19 protein-coding genes and 1 pseudogene are annotated in these 18,674 nt (G+C 63.1%); 8 read left to right on the top strand and 12 right to left on the bottom strand.

Annotated elements, in window-relative coordinates:
- Positions 1-48 precede the first annotated feature (48 nt).
- Positions 49-291: pseudogene (locus OEG79_RS16135) on the bottom strand (TIGR02450 family Trp-rich protein).
- Complete coding sequence (locus tag OEG79_RS16130) at positions 288-1,274, bottom strand: NAD(P)/FAD-dependent oxidoreductase (protein WP_264145974.1); 987 nt, start codon at positions 1,272-1,274, stop codon at positions 288-290. Before OEG79_RS16130 ends, OEG79_RS16135 begins: the two are co-directional and overlap by 4 nt.
- 405 nt (positions 1,275-1,679) lie before the next feature.
- Here OEG79_RS16130 and OEG79_RS16125 point away from each other — a divergent pair, with 405 nt between their 5' ends.
- The 4 genes from OEG79_RS16125 to OEG79_RS16110 all read left to right on the top strand — a co-directional run bounded on the left by OEG79_RS16125 (position 1,680) and on the right by OEG79_RS16110 (position 6,029).
- Positions 1,680-2,582, top strand: a complete 903-nt coding sequence (locus tag OEG79_RS16125) for a TIGR01777 family oxidoreductase (protein ID WP_264145973.1) — start codon at positions 1,680-1,682, stop codon at positions 2,580-2,582.
- A gap of 12 nt (positions 2,583-2,594) precedes the next feature.
- On the top strand, positions 2,595-3,617 hold the full coding sequence (gene hemH / locus OEG79_RS16120) for a ferrochelatase (RefSeq protein WP_264145972.1): 1,023 nt from the start codon (positions 2,595-2,597) through the stop codon (positions 3,615-3,617).
- Between the two features lie 165 nt (positions 3,618-3,782).
- Positions 3,783-5,114 (top strand): spinster family MFS transporter, encoded by a 1,332-nt coding sequence (locus OEG79_RS16115; protein ID WP_264145971.1) that lies wholly within the window; start codon positions 3,783-3,785, stop codon positions 5,112-5,114.
- A 195-nt stretch (positions 5,115-5,309) separates the two neighbouring features.
- The gene (locus OEG79_RS16110; protein WP_264145970.1) at positions 5,310-6,029 is read left to right on the top strand and encodes a hypothetical protein; all 720 of its coding nucleotides are present in this window, start codon (positions 5,310-5,312) and stop codon (positions 6,027-6,029) included.
- A gap of 4 nt (positions 6,030-6,033) precedes the next feature.
- Here the strand turns inward: OEG79_RS16110 and OEG79_RS16105 are convergent, their stop codons facing one another.
- Together OEG79_RS16105 and OEG79_RS16100 are read right to left on the bottom strand one after the other, a co-directional pair.
- Positions 6,034-6,756 carry a substrate-binding periplasmic protein gene (locus tag OEG79_RS16105; RefSeq protein WP_264145969.1) on the bottom strand — a complete coding sequence of 241 codons (723 nt, stop codon included), beginning with the start codon at positions 6,754-6,756 and terminating at the stop codon, positions 6,034-6,036.
- A gap of 66 nt (positions 6,757-6,822) precedes the next feature.
- On the bottom strand, positions 6,823-7,164 hold the full coding sequence (locus tag OEG79_RS16100; protein ID WP_264145968.1) for a zinc ribbon domain-containing protein YjdM: 342 nt from the start codon (positions 7,162-7,164) through the stop codon (positions 6,823-6,825).
- 461 nt (positions 7,165-7,625) lie between these two features.
- On the opposite strand from OEG79_RS16100, the gene OEG79_RS16095 reads away from it, so the two are divergent.
- Positions 7,626-8,420 (top strand): gamma-glutamyl-gamma-aminobutyrate hydrolase family protein, encoded by a 795-nt coding sequence (locus tag OEG79_RS16095; RefSeq protein ID WP_264145967.1) that lies wholly within the window; start codon positions 7,626-7,628, stop codon positions 8,418-8,420.
- 26 nt (positions 8,421-8,446) lie between these two features.
- Here the strand turns inward: OEG79_RS16095 and OEG79_RS16090 are convergent, their stop codons facing one another.
- The 3 genes from OEG79_RS16090 to OEG79_RS16080 form a co-directional block, all read right to left on the bottom strand.
- Positions 8,447-8,920, bottom strand: coding sequence for an LEA type 2 family protein (locus tag OEG79_RS16090; protein ID WP_264145966.1), 474 nt, complete (start codon positions 8,918-8,920; stop codon positions 8,447-8,449).
- Between the two features lie 54 nt (positions 8,921-8,974).
- Positions 8,975-9,820 carry an EamA family transporter gene (locus tag OEG79_RS16085; protein ID WP_264145965.1) on the bottom strand — a complete coding sequence of 282 codons (846 nt, stop codon included), beginning with the start codon at positions 9,818-9,820 and terminating at the stop codon, positions 8,975-8,977.
- 121 nt (positions 9,821-9,941) lie between these two features.
- The gene (locus OEG79_RS16080; RefSeq protein ID WP_264145964.1) at positions 9,942-10,745 is read right to left on the bottom strand and encodes an outer membrane protein OmpK; all 804 of its coding nucleotides are present in this window, start codon (positions 10,743-10,745) and stop codon (positions 9,942-9,944) included.
- Positions 10,746-11,145: 400 nt separating this feature from the next.
- On the opposite strand from OEG79_RS16080, the gene OEG79_RS16075 reads away from it, so the two are divergent.
- On the top strand, positions 11,146-11,940 hold the full coding sequence (locus OEG79_RS16075; RefSeq protein WP_264145963.1) for an SDR family NAD(P)-dependent oxidoreductase: 795 nt from the start codon (positions 11,146-11,148) through the stop codon (positions 11,938-11,940).
- A gap of 46 nt (positions 11,941-11,986) precedes the next feature.
- On the opposite strand, the gene OEG79_RS16070 is transcribed toward OEG79_RS16075, so the two are convergent.
- Entirely contained in the window at positions 11,987-12,553 is a 567-nt protein-coding gene (locus tag OEG79_RS16070; protein ID WP_264145962.1) for a TetR/AcrR family transcriptional regulator, read from the bottom strand.
- Between the two features lie 29 nt (positions 12,554-12,582).
- On the bottom strand, positions 12,583-13,152 hold the full coding sequence (locus OEG79_RS16065) for a PaaI family thioesterase (RefSeq protein WP_264145961.1): 570 nt from the start codon (positions 13,150-13,152) through the stop codon (positions 12,583-12,585).
- Positions 13,153-13,239: 87 nt separating this feature from the next.
- Here OEG79_RS16065 and OEG79_RS16060 point away from each other — a divergent pair, with 87 nt between their 5' ends.
- Both OEG79_RS16060 and lpdA read left to right on the top strand, forming a co-directional pair.
- A complete protein-coding gene (locus OEG79_RS16060; protein WP_264145960.1) occupies positions 13,240-14,439 on the top strand; it encodes an MFS transporter in 1,200 nt (399 codons plus the stop codon).
- 15 nt (positions 14,440-14,454) lie between these two features.
- Entirely contained in the window at positions 14,455-15,855 is a 1,401-nt protein-coding gene (gene lpdA / locus OEG79_RS16055; protein ID WP_264145959.1) for a dihydrolipoyl dehydrogenase, read from the top strand.
- A 226-nt stretch (positions 15,856-16,081) separates the two neighbouring features.
- Here lpdA and OEG79_RS16050 read toward each other — a convergent pair whose 3' ends face one another.
- The 3 genes from OEG79_RS16050 to OEG79_RS16040 all read right to left on the bottom strand — a co-directional run bounded on the left by OEG79_RS16050 (position 16,082) and on the right by OEG79_RS16040 (position 18,626).
- Positions 16,082-16,447, bottom strand: a complete 366-nt coding sequence (locus OEG79_RS16050) for a DUF5064 family protein (RefSeq protein ID WP_264145958.1) — start codon at positions 16,445-16,447, stop codon at positions 16,082-16,084.
- A gap of 12 nt (positions 16,448-16,459) precedes the next feature.
- A complete protein-coding gene (arcC, locus tag OEG79_RS16045) occupies positions 16,460-17,386 on the bottom strand; it encodes a carbamate kinase (protein WP_264145957.1) in 927 nt (308 codons plus the stop codon).
- 229 nt (positions 17,387-17,615) lie between these two features.
- Complete coding sequence (locus OEG79_RS16040; RefSeq protein ID WP_264145956.1) at positions 17,616-18,626, bottom strand: ornithine carbamoyltransferase; 1,011 nt, start codon at positions 18,624-18,626, stop codon at positions 17,616-17,618.
- Between the last annotated feature and the right edge of the window lie 48 nt (positions 18,627-18,674).

Here is an 18,674-nt window from a genome sequence, read left to right as displayed (position 1 = left end):
ACGCGACGCCGCAAAACGGCGCCGTCGGGATCAGGAGGAGGGGAGGAGTCAGTGCCAGCCTTGTCGCCAGCATTCGCTGTCTTGTAGTTGGCGCCAGTCGAGCTGCTGGCTGCGTTGCGTCAGTACGGCCTGAAGCTCGACGCTGAGGATGTTCTCGGCTTCATCGTGGATCAGCTCGGTGACCAGAAAGTGGCGTTCGCGATTCTGCGGCTACGCTGCCGTTCACCTCGACAGCAGCAGCTTGCGCGGGTTGAGGCGGAGTTTGCCGGGGCTGTCATCGGGCCAGCTCATTGCAGGTGTTCGAGCAGACGACGCGCTGCATCCTGGCCGCTGAGCCAGGCGCCCTCGACCCGACCGGACAGGCACCAGTCGCCGCAGGCATACAGCCCCAGGTCGGCATCGGCCAGCGCGCCCCACTGGTGCGTTTGCGCCGGCCGTGCATAGAGCCAGCGATGGGCGAGGGTGAAGACTGGTGGCGGCACAGCGCAGCCGATCAGCTCGGCGAAGGCGCCATGCAGGTGTTCGATCACCGCTTCCCTGGCCAGATCCAGATGCTGGCGGCTCCAGGCGCTGCTGGCGTGCAGTACCCAGGTGTCGAGGTGGTTGTCGCGCCCGGGTTTGCTGCGGTTGCGTGCCAGCCAGTCGAGCGGGCTGTCCTGCACGAAGCAGCCTTCCACGTGGGTATCCAGGGGGCTTGCGAAGCCCAGTGCCACGGCCCAGGTCGGTTCCATGATCACGCTGGCTGCGGTGCCGGCCAGTTTCGGGGCGGCAGCCAGCAGAGCGCTGGCCTGTGGTGCAGGTGTGGCGACGATGACGTGACTGTAGGGGCCGTGGCTGTTGCCTTCGGCATCGAGCAGGTTCCAAAAGCGGTCGCCGCGAAACACCTCGGTGATGCGGCAGCTGAACCGGACTGGCAGGGCACCGAGCATGGCGCGGGTAATAGCGCTCATGCGCGGGCTGCCGACCCAGCGCACCTGCTCATCCGGGGAGGCGCTGAGCTGGCCGTCCTGAGCGTTGTACAGGCTCGGTTGCCACTCGGCGACCCAGCCGCGGGCCTGCCACTGCTGCACGACTTCGACGAAGCGCCGGTCGCGGGCGGTGAAGTATTGCGCGCCCAGATCCAGGCTACCGGCGTCGCTGCGCTTGCTGGCCATGCGCCCGCCGCTGCCGCGGCTCTTGTCGAACAATTCGATGTGCTGGCCGGCGCCATGCAGGGCCTGGGCGGCGGACAGCCCTGCTATGCCGGTGCCGATGATGGCGATGGGTGCATTCATGGTTACCTCGTCAGCGCTGAATACTATACAGGCTAAGGTTTGGACAAAAGCTATACAAGGATGTTTTCATGTACAGCTGATTCCGGTCGAACCTGCTCAAAGCCTATTTGTGCGTCGGCTTTGCTGCGTTAAAAACAGGCTCGGACTGCTCATTTGCAACTCGTAAAGTCGAGCGCGACTCCGACCGATCCTCGCCTGTTTGACTCGGTGGTGCTCGCCCTTCGGGCCAGCCTTTGGCTGTTACTCCCGCTGGTCGTTGCGCCTTGCATCGCTCTAGCTCGCGAGGCTTTGAACAGGTTCTGAGTGGCGCTCCCTTGTTTTAGGTTTAGGACAAACGCGACAGGTATGCGCGCCATGAACCAGACTAAAGGCGAAGTTTCTTCCACCACCATGCGAGGACGAACCATGCATATCCTGCTGACCGGCGGTACCGGTCTGATCGGTCGGGCGCTTTGCGCGCACTGGGCCGAGCAGGGCCATCGCCTGACCGTCTGGAGTCGTGAACCAGGCAAGGTCGCGCGCCTCTGCGGCGCTGACGTCCGAGGTATCGCCCGGCTCGAAGAGCTGGATGAGGAGCCTGTGGATGCCGTAGTCAACCTGGCCGGTGCGCCGATTGCCGACAAGCCCTGGAGCCGCAAACGCAAGGCGCTGCTGTGGTCCAGTCGTATCGGTTTGAGCGAACAACTGCTGAGCTGGTTGCAGGGGAGAGCGCAGCGCCCGGCCGTGCTACTGTCGGGGTCGGCAGTGGGCTGGTACGGCAACGGCGGTGAACGTGAGCTGAGCGAAGGCATGTCACCGGTGACCGACGATTTCGCCGCCCAGCTCTGTGGTGCCTGGGAAGAAACCGCTCTGCGCGCCGAGGAGCTGGGGATTCGTGTGGTGCTGATCCGCACCGGCCTGGTGCTGAGCCCCGATGGCGGCATGCTCAAGCGCCTGTTGCCGCCGTTCAGGCTCGGCCTGGGCGGGCGCCTCGGCGATGGCCGGCAGTGGATGCCGTGGATTCATATCGCCGATCAAATCGGCCTGATGGATTTTCTCTTGCAGCAAGGCGATGCCAGCGGTCCGTATAATGCCTGCGCGCCGATAGCGGTGCGCAATGCCGAGTTCAGCAAGGCGCTTGGGCAGGCGCTGAGTCGCCCGACCCTGTTGCCGGCACCGGCCTTCGTCCTGCGTGCCGTGCTCGGTGAAATGTCAGAGTTGCTGCTGGGCGGTCAGCGTGCCGCGCCGACGCGCCTGCTGGAGGCGGGCTTCAGTTTTCGTTTCACCCATCTGGATGTGGCTCTGGTCGATCTGCTGAGCCATCACTGACTAGGATTTCGCATGACCGATCACGCATTGTTGCTGGTTAACCTGGGTTCGCCCGCGTCCACCGAAGTAGCCGATGTCCGCTGTTATCTAAATCAGTTCCTGATGGATCCCTATGTGGTCGATCTGCCCTGGCCCCTGCGGCGCCTGCTGGTGTCGCTGATCCTGATCAAGCGTCCGGCGGCGTCGGCGCATGCCTATGCCTCGATCTGGTGGGATGAAGGTTCACCGCTGGTGGTGCTCAGCCGCCGTCTGCAGGAAGCGATGAAAACGCACTGGAGCCATGGCCCGGTGGAGCTGGCCATGCGCTATGGTGAGCCGTCCATCGAGTCGACCCTGCAGCGCATGGCCGCGCAGGGCATTCGTCAGGTGACGCTGGCACCGCTGTATCCGCAGTTCGCCGACAGCACCACCACGACGGTGATCGAAGAGGTCAAGCGGGTGATACGTGAGCGTGGGCTGGACCTGCATCTGTCCACGCTGCCGCCGTTCTACGACCAGCCGGAGTACCTCGATGCCCTGGCGGCCAGTGCCAGACCCTATCTGGAACAGGATTTCGACCACCTGCTGCTGAGCTTCCACGGCCTGCCGGAGCGGCACCTGCACAAGCTCGACAGCAGTGGCCATTGCCTGAAAGGCGACGACTGCTGCCGCAGCGCGTCGCCCGAGGTGCTCGCCAACTGTTACCGCGCGCAATGCCTGCGCACTGCCGAGCTGTTCGCCGAGCGCATCGGCCTGCGCCCGGAACAGTGGTCGGTAAGCTTCCAGTCGCGCCTGGGCCGTGCCAAGTGGATCGAGCCCTATACCGAGGCGCGTCTCGACGAGCTGGCTGCGCAGGGGGTGAAGAAGCTGCTGGTGATGTGTCCGGCCTTCGTCGCCGACTGCATCGAGACCCTGGAAGAGATCGGCGACCGTGGCCGCGAACAGTTCGTCGAAGCCGGCGGCGAGAGCCTGCAGCTGGTGCCTTGTCTGAACGATCATCCACAGTGGGCAGCTGCTTTGAACAGTCTGTGCGAGCGCGCGCCCCAGTCACTTTAAGCCGTGTCGCATATCGCCGAGGCGAGCCATTCGCCTCGGCGGGTATGAAGCATTCGCCGACCTGATAACACCTTCGAGCGATACTCACTGCCGTTTATATCGTCCTAAGCTGACGCCACTTTCAACCGCCGCGCATCGCGTTCTGCGGTGCCGAGGAGAGCGTCCGTGCATAACAACAATAACGGCTATCCCTCCAGTGTCCGAGCCTGGGTCACTGTTGCCATCCTGATGGTGGCGTACGTCCTGTCCTTCGTCGATCGGCAGATCCTCAACCTGCTGGTCGAGCCCATCCGCCGTGACCTGCTGATCAGCGATACGCAGATGAGCCTGCTGATGGGGCTGTCCTTCGCGCTGTTCTATACCGTGTGCGGCATTCCGCTGGGCCGTGTGGCCGATACCCGTAGCCGGCGCGGTCTGATAGCCGTTGGCGTCCTGTTCTGGAGTGCTGCCACGGCAGCCTGCGGCATGGCCAAGATGTACTGGCAGTTCCTGCTCTGCCGCATCGGCGTGGGCGTGGGCGAGGCGGCGTTGTCGCCGGCCGCCTATTCGCTGATCGCCGACAGCTTTCCCGCCGAGCGCCGGGCCACGGCGATCAGCGTCTATTCGATGGGGGTTTATCTGGGCTCGGGCCTGGCCTTTCTGGTGGGCGGTCTGGTCATTCAGTTCGCCTCGGCGCAGGGCGACGTAGTCCTGCCGGTGCTGGGCGAGGTACGCCCCTGGCAGTTGATCTTCCTGATCCTCGGCGGCGCCGGCGTGCTGTTCACCCTGCTGATGCTGGCTGTCAAGGAACCGGTCCGGCGTGGCGCCGGTGCGGGCGTCGCTGTGCCGCTCAGCGAGGTGGGCCGCTATATCCGCGCCAACCGGCGCACCGTGCTGCTGCACAACTTCGGCTTCGCCGGTCTGGCCTTCGCCGGTTACGGCAGTGCGGCCTGGGTTCCTTCCTTCTACATCCGCACCTACGGTTGGGACGCCGGCCAGGTCGGGATCGTCTATGGCAGCATCGTTGCGGTGTTCGGTTGCCTGGGCATCGTCTTCGGTGGTCGCCTGGCGGACTGGATGGCCAAGCGCGGGCGCAGCGATGCCAACATGCGCGTGGGCCTTTATTCGGCGCTCGGTGCCTTGCCGATGGTGACGCTGTTCCCGCTGATGGACACCGCTTTCTGGGCCAGCCTGCTCCTGGCGCCCACGGTGTTCTGCCTGAGCATGCCGTTCGGCGTGGCGCCGGCGGCGATCCAGGAAATCATGCCCAACTCTATGCGCGGTCAGGCTTCGGCCATCTACCTGTTCGTCATCACCCTGTTCGGCCTGGGGATTGGTCCGACTGCCGTGGCCCTGGTCACCGACTTCGTCTTCGCCGATGACGCGGCCCTGCGCTATTCACTGCTGATCGTCACCACCCTGGCGGTGCTGATGTCCATCATCCTGCTGGGCAAGAGCCTCAAGCCCTACCGCGAGAGCGTGACGCGGCTGGAGCAATGGGCTGTCAGCCCGGCCTGAGCAGGCGCGTTCCCTGCCGTGCCGGGCATTTGCGGCATGGTTTATGCGCCAGTGCACGGCCAGCATGGAATTTTTGCGCTTTACTGAGGTTCTGAGTGTTGCGCGCGTCACTCCGGCGCGCGCCAGCCAGGGAACTTCCTTATGGGGGCGAGGCCAGCGTCTGCCGTACAGGGCAGGGCATTCAACGACGCGCTGATGTGGCGACGGTTATTGCTGCCGGGGCTTGCTGCGTTCCTGTTGCTGAGTGGCTGCTCTGGCCGTCTGGACAATGACTCGATCATCCACACCCGCAGCCCGCTCAAACCCTCCGAAGTGCTGCAGACCGATGTCGACCGTATGGCGACCCTGGCCATGCGCAACAATCTCAACAGCCTGTATCGGCTGATGAACAAGCTGTACCAGCGCAACCCGCGCGAATGGCGCAAGAACTCCCTGCCCGACGCCGCAGCTGCCGAGCGCGCCATCCAGTACGCCATCGAACACAATCAGGACTGGCCGACGCTGGGTGGTCGGCGCGATATCGAGGCACTGGATTACTCCCTGAGCCCGGCCTTTCAGGGCGACCGCGTGGCGGCCTTCACCTATGCCATCGGCAGCATGCTGGTCACCGCGCATGGCGGTCGCACCGAGTTCTACCTGACCGACAGCTTCAATGCGCAGTTCATCCACAACGCTGCGCGCAACCTGGAGAAAGCCGGCTGGATGCTCTCGCAACGGCGCGATGCCTCAGGGCAGCCGCTGCTGCTGTCCAACGAATTCTCCGAGCAGGGCAACAACCTCAGCTATGCCGTGGAGTTCGGCAAGATGGTGGCGCGCCTCGATCTGCTCACTCATGTGCTGGAGGAGCGTTACCGGCGCATGGGCGCCAACTACGCGCAGAGTCTTTTCCTGTTGAACTTCCTGCCGGTGCAGTGACGCGTCACTGCTGCCAGCGGTGCTGGATTGCATCCAGCTTGCCGTTACCGCGCAGACGCACCAGGGCTTCGGAAAATGTCCGGGCGCGCTCGATATCGCCTTTGCTGAAGGCTACGAAACGCGGCATCTTGATCAGCGGACGGGGAAGCACGCGTACCTGATCCAGCGCACGCTGTTCGCGAATGAAATACAGCAGCTGGGCCTGGTCGCCGACGATGATGTCGATGCGCCCGGCCAGCAGCATCGACACCAGTTGCCGTGGGTTCTGCGCGCTGCTGTCGCGGGACAGGTCGGCGCCGTCGAAATTCTCTTCATAGGCATAACCGCGCACCTGGCCGATCACGTACGGCGAAAGGTCATCCAGCGTCTTCCAATCCTTTATAGCTGTCTTGGCGGTGGTCATGAACACGGTTGCGCCAACGCGCAGCGGGCCGACCAGCTCGTACTGCTCCTGACGCTGCGGGGTGCCGGCGAACTGGAAAGCCATCTGCACTTCGCCCCGGTCGAGCATGCGCTTGACCCGCTCCCAGGGATACAGGCGAATTTCGTAGGGAACCTGCGCCTCGCGCAGCACCGCGTCGACCAGCTCTACATCGAGTCCACGCGGCGTATCGTCTTCGGCGGTGACGAAGCTGTAGGGGGCGAACTGTTCGTCACCCACAACCCGCCAGGGCTGCGCTGCCAGCGAATTGGCCAGAGCCAGCAAGGCGAGCAACAGATAGCGCATGGCGGGATACCTCGTGACCGACCTGTTATAGAGGTTAGCCAGTTTCGGGCGAGGCGGGACGCGATATCAGACTTTACGCACGAACTCGGACTTGAGCTTCATCGCGCCGATGCCATCGATCTTGCAATCGATGTCGTGATCGCCATCCACCAGGCGGATGTTCTTCACCTTGGTGCCGACCTTGACCACCAGGGACGAGCCCTTGACCTTGAGGTCCTTGATCACGGTGATGGTGTCGCCATCCTGCAGCAGGTTGCCGACCGAGTCCTTGATCACACGCGCATCGTCGCTGGCCTCGGCGTTTTCGCCGACTTTCCATTCGTGCGCGCATTCGGGGCAGATCAGCTGATCGCCATCTTCGTAGGTGTATTCGGAGTTGCACTTGGGGCAGGGCGGCAGGGCGGTCAAGGGGTGGCCTCGTCGGTGTGGAGAAAACCGCAGATTATATAAGGTTTTGTCGATGCGCGCCGCTCCGGAGGGCAGAGCAGCTGCAAGGCGGGTGTTTTAAATATTGGACTTTCAAACAGGAAGATGTTCGTCGGATATGCCTTTCAGGCGACTTTTAACGCTTTTCTTGGCCGTTCAGCAGCTAGTAGGTCGAAGAATACGGTGCGATTTGTTTGACATATTTTACGGCTAGGGCAGACTGGCTACAGATTCCGTTGCCGAACCGGGTAACGGGCAGCATCGCTGCAGCCCCTCTCCGGATGGAGATGACCCGGTTCGAGCCGCCGTCGGAAGGCGGCACTCTGGCTCAGGAGGAGCATGGGTGCACGGGGTTAGCCAAACAGGCCACCCGTGGCGGCAGAGCCCCTGCCGGACGCCGGTCTGCACAGCAACGACAGGCCCGGCCTGTCCCAAGGTGACGTATGTCCGACAACAAGAACCGCAACACCCCCCGCAAGCCCGTCGTGTTGATGTCCATGGGTGCTCAGGAGCGCAAGGGCCACGACTATCAGGTAATGACCCACAAATACATCCAGCCTCTGGTCGAGTTCTCCGGTTGCGTGCCGGTACTGGTGCCCACCTGCTGTGGCACCGAGGATCTCGAGCAGTATCTGGACATGGCCGACGGTGTTTACCTGACCGGGGCCGGCAGCAATATCGACCCGGCGCTCTACGGGCAGGAGAACGAAACGCCGAACAAGGCGCAGGATCGTGATCGCGATCTGTTCGATCTGCCTCTGATTCGTGCTGCCATCGCCCGCGGCCTGCCGATCTTCGGCATCTGCCGAGGCATGCAGGAAATCAACGTGGCACTGGGCGGCGACATCTACCAGAAGGTCTACGCCGAACCCGGCTTCAACGACCATCGCGAGAACCCCGATGATCCGGTCGAGGTGCAATACGCGCCCAGCCACAGCGTGCGTCCCGTACCGGGAAGCTGGTTTGCCGAACTGCTTGGCAAGGACGAAATTCAGGTCAACTCCCTGCACGGCCAGGCCATCCGCAACCTGGGCAAGGGGCTGGAAGTGCTGGCCACCGCCGAGGATGGTCTGATCGAAGCCGTCCATGCGCCGAGCCTGTCGCCGTTCCTGTTTGCGGTGCAGTGGCACCCGGAATGGCAGGCTGCACTGAACCCGGATTCGGTGAAGATCTTCCAGGCTTTCGGCGAGGCCTGTTACCGCCGCGCGTCCTCGCGGAGCAGCCGCCAGGCTGCCTGAAACCATTACAGCCGCCGGCTCCTGCGTCAGTAGGGGGTTGGCGGCTGCGGCCAGTCGAGGGTACCGCTGACGCTGAAGCGGCGGGTACCGAACAGGCCGTCAGCCAGTTTGCCGCGCAGCCTGTAGGGCACCTCCTGACCCGCTTGGTAGCCGGCCGCGCCCCAGGCCTGGCGCATCACCGAAAACGCCGAAATGCTCACCGGTACGCTCACCACCGTTTCGCCGAAGCGCGGTACGCTGCCGCTCTGGTCACTGACACCACTGGCCAGCGGTTGGCCGTTGACGTCCAGATCCAGCGCCATGCCGTTGAAACTTACCGCGCTGTCGTTGGGGTTCTGTACCCGTAGCTTGACCGCGAAGCGCACCTCCAGACCCTGGCCGGGCAGAGGCTCCAGGCCGACCAGATCGACCCGTAGCGGATCACGGTTGCCCAGGCTGGCGCAGGCGCCGAGGCCGGCGGCGAGCAGGGTGACAAGGCAAAGACGAAGCAGGCGGGGCATGGCGATCTTCCCTGGAGGTTATGGGCTCAGGATAGAAGACCGCTGCACGCGCCATTAGCTCCCGGCACGTTGCCGACTGCCCAGTACCAGCGCGATGCCGCCTAGCACGGCAACGGCGCTGAGCAGCAGACGCAGGCTCAGCGCTTCGCCCAGTAGCAGGCTGCCGCCGAGTGCGGCGAGAATCGGCACGCTCAATTGCACAGTGGCCGCCTGGCTGGCGCGCAGGCCGGGTAGGGCGCTGTACCAGATGGCGTAACCGATGCCCGAGGTCAGAGCGCCGGACAGCAGTGCGTAGAACAGGCCAGGGCCGTCCCAGTCGAGCTGCGCCAATAGCAGCGCCGCCAGCAGCAACGCCAGCGGCGTTGCGCGCATGAAATTGCCGGCGGTTACTGCCAGCGGATCACCCTGGCCGCGGCCAAGCAGGGAGTATGCACCCCAGGCGATACCGGCCAGTAGCATCAGCAGTGCGGCCACAAGCGGTGGTGCGCTGGCGCCCGGTAGCAGCAGTGCCAGCAGGCCAGCGGTGGCCAGTGCTGTACCGAGGCTGGCGGCCAGACCCATGCGTTCGCCGCGCAGCCAACCCCAGAACAGCATGCTCAGCTGCACCGCGCCGAACAGCAGCAGGGCGCCGGCACCGGTATCCAGTTGCAGGTAGGCGAAGGAAAAGGCGGCCGCATAGGTGAACAGCGCCAGGGCGCCAGGCCAGTTGCCGGCCATCGGCTGCCTGCCTTGGCGCAGTTTCAGCAACAGCCACAGGGTCACCGCGCCGCAGAGCAGGCGAATGGCGGTGAAGCTGGCCGCGTCGATTTCGGTTTCACGCAGTGCCAGGCGGCACAGCAGCGAGTTGCCGGCGAAGGCCAGCATGGCGAGGGTTGTGAGTAGCAGGATACGCGGAGGCATCGTCCATCCTTGGGTGAAGGTCTGGTGATGCCTTGCAGCTAAACACGTCCGGTTGACGGTGGGCATTGGCAGAAGGTCGCAAAATCCTGCGACCTTGGCCATTCACACAAGCGGGCGCCGGTCAGAAATGCGCCTTGACCAGCAGGCTGGCGGTGTTCTGATCGGTCGGGCCAACGAATTGGCTGACGTCGCCGCCGTCCTTGATGCCGTACTTGTTCTTCCAGTAGTCGTACTCGATACCGACGTACAGCTGTTTCTCGCCCCACTTCAGCGCTTTGCCCAGGTCGTACTTGATCTGCGGGTTGAAGTGCAGGTTGGCGTGGTAGTCGCCGCGGCGGTTCTCGTCGTTGTCCACTACCCAGTCCATGAAGCCATCGATGACGATGTCGGATTCGCCGACCGGGATGGTGTAGCTCCACACCGGGGTGATCTGCCAGACGTTCTTGCCTGGACGGCTGCCGTCCGGTTTGCGCAGGTAGGTGTTGAGCTGGAAGTAGTCGAAACCGGGGATGTCCAGATCGAATGCCGGGCCCAGCAGGTAGGCGTCAACGTCCTTCTCGCCGAACTCGTAGGTGAAGGCCAGCAGCACGTCCTTGATCGGGCCGAAGGACAGATCGGCACCGCTGATCTTGCCGAACGACAGACGCGGGCTGAACTCGCCGTAGTAGGTGTGGCCATCGCCGTTACCGTTCTGCGCGTCGGTGTTGAACTTGATCACATCGGTGAAGAAGAACAGGTCGCCGAAGCTCCAGCCGCTGGCGTGCTCGAAGGTGATGGTCTGCTGGATCTCGGGGTCGACCTTGAAGTCCTGCCCATAGAGGTAGGTCAGGCTGTTGTTCTGCCAGTGCATCAGGTCGCCGGCGATGGCCTGGCCGCCTGCCAGCAGACCGCCGGCGAGCACCAGCGAAGAAAGGGTGCGGTTCATGGAAGCTCCTAGTGGTTACGACGTGTCGTTATATTTTTTGGCCTGCATTTCTGGCGGGCAGCGTCGCTTAGCGACGACAGACTAAAGCTGTCCGCCTGGTCAGACTGTTTTTGCTGGAGCAAAAACGGCGCCAATTCTCGTGACTGCTTTTATTTCTTGCAAATCAATCGGATGTGCGGAGATTCAGGCCCGATCGGCGCACGATCGGTGCACCATTTTCTGACCAGTAGGACAATAAAGCCATAACTTGGTGCGTGATCGCCTGGCGGACACAACGTTTCCTTCTCAAGGAAATGCTTGACTGATTTTATTATGGTCATAATATGAATTTTAAATTATGACCATAATTTTATGAGTGAGAGGATTTCCTCGCACTCATTCACCCCAGGAGAAAAACACCATGAATACCCAAGCCACCCTCGGAACCGCTCTTGTTACAGGTGCCTCGACCGGCATCGGTGCGACCTATGCCGATCGCCTGGCCCGGCGCGGTTATGACCTGCTGCTGGTGGCGCGCGATGCCGGGCGCCTCGAGGCTCTGGCCGAGCGACTCGGTGCCGAGCACGGCATTCAGGTCGAAGTGCTGCCCGCCGATCTGATCAGCAAGGCCGACGTGCTGAAAGTGGAGCAGCGTCTGCGTGACGACTCGACCATCACCCTGCTGGTCAACAACGCCGGTGTTGCCATGAATGGCCCGCTGGTGTCCGCTGATCTGGATCAGGCCGAGGCCATGATTCAGCTCAACGTGGTGACGCTGACGCGCCTTGCCGCTGCCGCTGCCGCCAATTTTTCAGCGGCAGGACGGGGCAGCATCATCAATCTGGGTTCGGTGGTGGCTCTGGCTCCCGAGATGTTCAACGCGGTGTACAGCGCGACCAAGGCTTATGTACTGAGCCTGACCCAGACACTGGCTGGCGAGTTGCGCGAAACTGGGGTGCAACTGCAGGCGGTGCTGCCGGGCGTGACCCGCACCGAGATCTGGCAGCGCAGCGGCGCCGATGCGTCGGCACTGCCGCCCTCGATGATCATGGAGGTGGGCGAGATGGTTGACGCAGCGCTGGCCGGTTTCGATCAGAAGGAGCTGGTGACCATTCCGTCGCTGCCTGACGCCGCCGATTGGGATGCCTTCGTCAAGGCGAGAGCAGCGTTGGGGCCGAATCTGTCGCGCAATCAGGCGGCTGCGCGCTATAAGTGATGCCAAGCGGCGCACCCGGGCTGCAGGGTGCGCCAAGTGGCACGCGTTACTGCTTCTGCGCCTTTTCGATCAGCAGGCGTCGAGTCGTTTTCAGCAGGCGGTCGGACAGTTCCGGGTCCTTGACGCTGCGCGACAGCAGCAGGGCGCCGACCATGGCCGACAGCATCAGCACGCTTTGATCTTCAGCATCGTCGCCTGGCAGGTTGCTTTCGATCAGGGCCAGGCGGTTACGTACCATGGTGTCGGTGGTGGCACTGGGTTCGCCACGCTGCCCCAGCTCAGCAGACATGGTCGGCAACGGGCAGCCGGCACCGGGATTGGCGCGGTGCGCGCTGGACAGGTAGCTGGCAATGAGATGCGGCAGCGGCGCCTCGGTATCCTTCTCCGGAGCCCCGGCGTTGCCGGAAAGCTCCTGCACGACATGCTGCAGCGCGGTTTCCACCAGATCGTCCTTGGACTTGAAGTGGGCGTAAAAGCCGCCGTGGGTCAGACCCAGCGCTTTCATCAGCGGTTGCAGGCCGGTAGCCCCGACGCCGTCGCGGCGAAAGCGCAGGGCCGCTTCTTCGATGATGCGTTGATGAGTCTTGGCCTTGTGATCTTCCGAATAGCGCATGGGCATTCCCGTCTTTCAGATGCTGGCCGTCATCTTACACCCGCGTCGCTGTTCTGGCGCGCGGCGTTCATGTCGAGAATCAGGCAGGTAGTGGAGGCGACGGCATAGAGGCGTTCCTCGACGTCATACAGGCGGCCTTCGGCCAGGGCCGTGGAGCGACCGACATGGATGATGCGGCCTTCCGCGCGCACTGGGCCAGCCTCGCTGCGCAGTGCGCGGATGTAGCTGACCCGCAGGTCAGTGGTGGTGTAGGCCTGGCCCGGCTTGAGCAGGGTATGTACGGCACAGCCCATGCAGGAGTCGAGCAGGGTTGCGATGTAACCGCCGTGTACGCTGCCCAACGGGTTGTAGTGGCGCTGATCCGGAGTGCCCTGGAATACGAACAGGCCGCTGGCCCAATGCACCGGCGTGAAGTCGAGCACTGCGTTGATCGGCGGCGAAGGAAGGTCGCCGCGACCGATTCCGTCGAAGAAATCCATCGGTGCCATGGCGGCCACCTCGGCCGGAGTGAGGGTGCCGGGGGCCGCGAGCTGGCTACGAACTGCCTGTTCTTCGGCGATCCAGGTGGCGAGGCGAGCATCTCGTGATAAGGGGGGCATACAAGCTCCGGATAAATATGATGGACGACATGTAATAGTTCATATTATGGTCGAAATATAAATAACCGCCAGTCTTTGGAGCCTGTCATGCGTCCGTCCCGTGTTCTGTTGACCATCCTGATGCTGCTCACCGCGCTAGGTGAAACCTCCACGCAATTACTGATTCCAGCCTTGGGGGAGCTGGAACGGGGTTTGAGCGCACCGCCCGGTAGGAGTCTGCTGGCGCTGTCGCTGTTCGTTGGCGCTTTCGGCATTGGGCAGTTGTTGCTAGGGCCTTTGTCGGATCGCCTGGGGCGCCGCCCGGTGTTGTTGGTCGGCCTGAGTCTTTACCTGCTGGCGACCTTCGGCATGCTGCTGGCGCCTAACATCGAGGTGCTGATCGGCATGCGCGTGTTGCAGGGCCTGGGCGCCTGTGCCGCACTGGTACTGGCGCGCGCCATCATCCGTGACGTGTGGCAGGAGCAGGCGGGGCCGGCCCTTGCGCTGACCGTGCTTGGCATGTTTGCTGCCATCGTCCTGTCGCCGGTGGTCGGCGGGCTGCTGACCCAGTACGGAGGTTGGCGCGCGCCTCTGATGGCGACCCTGATGCTTGGCATCCTGGCATTGCTATCGGTGCTTGGCGGCTATCGCGAAACGCACCTGCAACCTGATCCGCAGGCTGGCCGCTTCAAGGGGCTGCTGACCACCTATCTGCAGGTCTGGCCCAGCTGCCGCGCGCTGGCGCTGACCATCGCCTGTACCTACGGCGCTATGTTCGTCGTGGTAGCTGGCTCGTCGTCGGTGTATATCGGCCTGTTGGGACTAAGCGCCGCGCAGTACGGCCTGACCTTTGCTCTGATCGTTTCCGGCCTGCTCGGCGGTGCGCTGTTCACCCTGCGCAAGGTGCAGCGCCTGGGGCCGCAACGGGTGGTGGGCATCGGTGTGGCGCTGGTTCTGATCGGGTCATTGCTGACGCTGGTGGTTTACCTGCTGTTCGGCCTGTCACTTCTGGGGTTGTCGCTACCGCAAGTGCTGGTAACGCTGGGCGGCGGCATGCTGCTGCCGGCCGCCGTGGCCGGTGCGGTAATTCCCAATCCGCAGCGTGCCGGATTAGCAGCCGGGTTGATGGGCTTCTCGCAGATGGTCGGCGCCACTCTGGCGGGTCTGCTTCTTGGCGCGCTGCAGGATGGCTCGGCCTGGCCTATGGTTGCCTTGAACGCACTGTTCGCGTTGCTGGCGTTTCTGTTCTTCCACCTTCTGCGTGTCCGCCCGGTCGTCGCAGCTGCGGTGATCGGCAAACTTCCCTGAATCGAGGACAAAGCAATGAGCAGCTATGACGTGGTCATCATCGGCGCCGGCCCCGGTGGTTACAACGCCGCCATTCGAGCCGGCCAGCTGGGCCTGAAGGTGGCCTGCGTCGAGGGCCGCGAAACCCTGGGCGGCACCTGCCTGAACGTCGGTTGCATGCCGTCCAAGGCATTGCTGCATGCCTCCGAACTCTACGAGGCGGCGTCCGGCGGTGAACTCAGTGCGCTGGGTGTGGAGGTCACGCCGGCACTCAACCTGGGGCAGATGATGAAGCAGAAGGCAGACAGCGTCGAAGCGCTGACCAAGGGGGTGGAATTCCTGTTTCGCAAAAACAAGGTGGAATGTGTCAGGGGGTGGGGCCGCATCGAAGGCCCTGGTCGCGTGCAGGTCAAGCTGCACGAAGGCGGCGAGCGCCTGCTGGAAACGCCGAACATCGTCATCGCCACGGGCTCCGAACCGACGCCGCTGCCCGGGGTGAGCATCGACAATGCGCGCATCCTCGACTCCACCGGTGCGCTGTCGTTGCCCGAAGTGCCCAAGCATCTGGTGGTGATCGGTGCCGGGGTGATCGGCCTGGAGCTCGGCTCGGTCTGGCGTCGTCTGGGCAGCCAGGTCACAGTGGTGGAATACCTTGATCGCATTAGCCCCGGCCTGGACGGCGAAACCGCGAAGACCTTGCAGCGCGCCCTGACCAAGCAGGGCATGAGCTTCAAGCTGGGCACCAAGGTCACGGGTGCGAAGACGAGCAAGTCCGGCGTCATCCTGAGTCTGGAGCCTGCCGCTGGCGGTGCGAGTGAAACCCTGGCGGCCGACTACGTGCTGGTGGCTATCGGCCGGCGTCCCTATACCAACGGGCTGGGGTTGGAGAACGTCGGGCTGAGCACCGACAAGCGCGGCATGCTGAGCAACGAAAAACACCAGAGCGGCGTACCCGGTGTGTGGGTCATTGGTGATGTCACCTCCGGTCCGATGCTCGCGCACAAGGCTGAAGACGAGGCTGTGGCCTGTATCGAACGCATCGCTGGGCATAAGGCGGAGGTCAACTACGGGGTGATTCCAGGTGTGATCTACACGCGACCCGAGGTGGCCAGTGTCGGCAAGGGCGAGGAGGAGTTGAAGGCAGAGGGACGTGCCTACAAGGTGGGCAAGTTTCCCTTCACTGCCAACAGCCGGGCGAAGATCAACCACGAGACCGAAGGTTTCGTGAAGATCCTCGCCGACGCCAATACCGACCAGATTCTTGGCGTGCACATGATCGGTCCGAGCGTGGGCGAGTTGATCGGCGAGTACTGCGTGGCCATGGAGTTCTCTGCCTCGGCCGAAGACATCGCGCTGACCTGCCACCCTCATCCGACGCGCTCGGAGGCAGGGCGCCAAGCAGCGATGGGTGTGCATGGCTGGACGATGCAGGCCTGAGAGCCAGTAGGGCGCGCGGGACCGCGCTGGTCGAGCGTCCAGGCGGTTACTTAAATTAAATGATCGCATCTGAGAAAAACGCCATGCCCGCGCAGGCGGGCATCCAGAACCTAGGAATCATCTGGGCTCCCGCCTACGCGGGAGTGACGATAAATGGCTGTTTCAGCGCGTAGCCCGGATGCAATCCGGGAAATGAGCGAGAGCCCCGGATTTCATCCGGGCTACGTCAGAGCACGTGGTCGAGGTTCACCGGCTCGCCTGGTTTGGCGTGCAGTTTGGCGCGGATATCGGCGAATACCTTGTCGTATTCGTCGTGGCCGCGCATCACCGGACTGGCGTTGGGGTGCAGGCCATGACGGGCGGCGATGCGGGTGGCGACGCTGGCGAAGTTGAAGGCGACATCGCGATGCAGCTCGAAGGTTTCCTCGAAGTGCCTGCCGTCGACGTCGCCGACCAGGCGCATGTGCAGCATCGGCCCCTGCTGCGGGTCCTGACGGACTTCGTAGTAGAAATCCACCGAGAAGGGCGGCAGTTGGCGCATATGCTCGGGGCGGTCGTGGTTGTCGCGGTGCAGGTGACCAGGGGTGAACATGCTCGTGCCCTCTCAGCGATGGATGATGCCCTTGGCGTCCAGGCTGATGCGCGTGCCGGAACGGCCCTGGACGATGGCTTCGATGTTTTCCAGCGAGCCGATCACTGCACTGTTGCCGGTATTGCGCGCGAACTCGCAGGCAGCCTGTACCTTGGGTCCCATGGAACCTGCGGCGAAGCCGAGTTTCTCAATTTCATCGGGATGAGCTTCGGCGATGGATCTCTGCCCGGGTTTGCCCCACTCGACATAGGCCGCGTCCACATCGGTGGCGATCACCAGCAGGTCGGCGTTGAGCTGTTCGGCCAGCAGGGCTGAGCAGAGGTCCTTGTCGATCACCGCTTCGACGCCACGCAGCTGATTGCCGTCGTACATGGTCGGGATGCCGCCGCCACCAGCGCAGATCACCACGCTGCCTTTTTCCAGCAACCACTTGATCGGGCGGATCTCGAAGATGCGCTGCGGTCTTGGGCTGGCCACCACGCGGCGAAACTTGTCGCCGTCCGGGGCGATATTCCAGCCTTTCTCGGCGGCCAGGCGTTCGGCTTCTTCCTTTCCGTAGACCGGACCGATGGGCTTGGTGGGTTTCTTGAAGGCCGGATCGCCACTGTCCACCTCGACCTGGGTGAGGATGGTGGCGAAGGGCACTTCGAAAGGCAGCAGGTTGCCCAGCTCCTGTTCGATCATGTAACCGATCATGCCTTCTGTCTCGGCGCCGAGCACGTCCAGCGGGTAGGGGTTGGCGGCGTCATAGGCGTTGCCCTGCAGGGCCAGCAGGCCGACCTGCGGGCCGTTGCCGTGGGCGATTACTAGCTCGTTGCCGGGCGCCACCTTGGCGATCTGCCGGCAAGCGGTACGTACGTTCTCACGTTGGTTTTCCGCGGTCATGGCTTCACCGCGGCGAAGCAGGGCATTGCCGCCCAGGGCGATGACGAGTCGCATGCTGTTCTCCTTGTTCGTGTTCGTAGCCCGAATGCAATCCGGGGTAGTGGAACAGGTCGTTCCCGGATTTCATCCGGGCTACGGGCGGCCAGAACCGGCTTAAAGTCTTGCGAGCTAGAGCAATGCAAGGCAAAAACAGGGAGGAAGCGGAGTGTACTTTTGTACATGAGCATTCCGATCCTGTTTTTAACGCAGCAGTGCCGACGCGCAGCAGACTTTCAGTCGATTCTCAGATGTCAGCCAGTGTCGCGACCAATATCGCCTTGATCGTGTGCATGCGGTTTTCCGCCTGCTCGAAGGCGATGTTCCAGGGCGATTCGAAGACGTCTTCGGTGACTTCGATGCCGTTGGCCAGGTGCGGATACTGTTCGGCGATCTGCTTGCCAACCTTGGTATCGCTGTTGTGGAAAGCCGGCAGGCAGTGCATGAACTTGGCGCGCGGGTTGCCGGTGGCCTTCATGATGTCCATGTTGACCTGATAGGGCAGCAGTTCCTCGATGCGCTCACCCCAGGCTTCCACCGGCTCGCCCATGGAGACCCAGACGTCGGTGTGGACGAAGTCCACGCCCTTGACCGCCTCTTTCGGATCTTCGGTGAGCAGGATGCGTGCGCCACTTTCTTCCGCGAACTTCTTGCAGGCGGCGACGTGTTCGTCGCTCGGCCACAGCGCCTTGGGCGCGGCGATGCGTACGTCCATGCCGAGCTTGGCGCCGACCAGCAGCAGCGAGTTGCCCATGTTGTTGCGGGCGTCACCCAGGTAGGCGTAGGCGATGTCATGCAAGGGTTTGTCGCTGTGCTCGCGCATGGTCAGCACATCGGCGAGCATCTGCGTCGGGTGGTATTCGTCGGTCAGGCCGTTGAACACCGGTACCCCGGCATAGGTGGCCAGCTCTTCGACGATTTCCTGCTTGAAGCCGCGGTACTCGATGGCGTCGTACATGCGCCCGAGCACGCGGGCGGTGTCTTTCATCGATTCCTTGTGGCCGATCTGCGACGAGTTCGGGTCGATGTAGGTGACGTTGGCGCCCTGGTCATAGGCGGCGACCTCGAAGGCGCAGCGGGTGCGGGTGGAGGTCTTCTCGAAGATCAGCGCGATGTTCTTGCGGGTCAGGTGCTGTTGCTCGGTGCCGGTGTACTTGGCACGCTTGAGATCGCGGGACAGGTCGAGCAGGTAACGCAGCTCGCGGGTGCTGTGGTGCATCAGGCTGAGCAGGTTACGGTTGTGCATGTTGAACGCCATGGTTCTCTCTCCTTGTGGGCAGCTGAAACGCCCCGGCAGCGGATGGCC

This window comes from Pseudomonas sp. Z8(2022) (assembly GCF_025837155.1).
Lineage (GTDB): Bacteria > Pseudomonadota > Gammaproteobacteria > Pseudomonadales > Pseudomonadaceae > Aquipseudomonas.
This window is presented reverse-complemented; position numbering and strand designations above follow the sequence as displayed.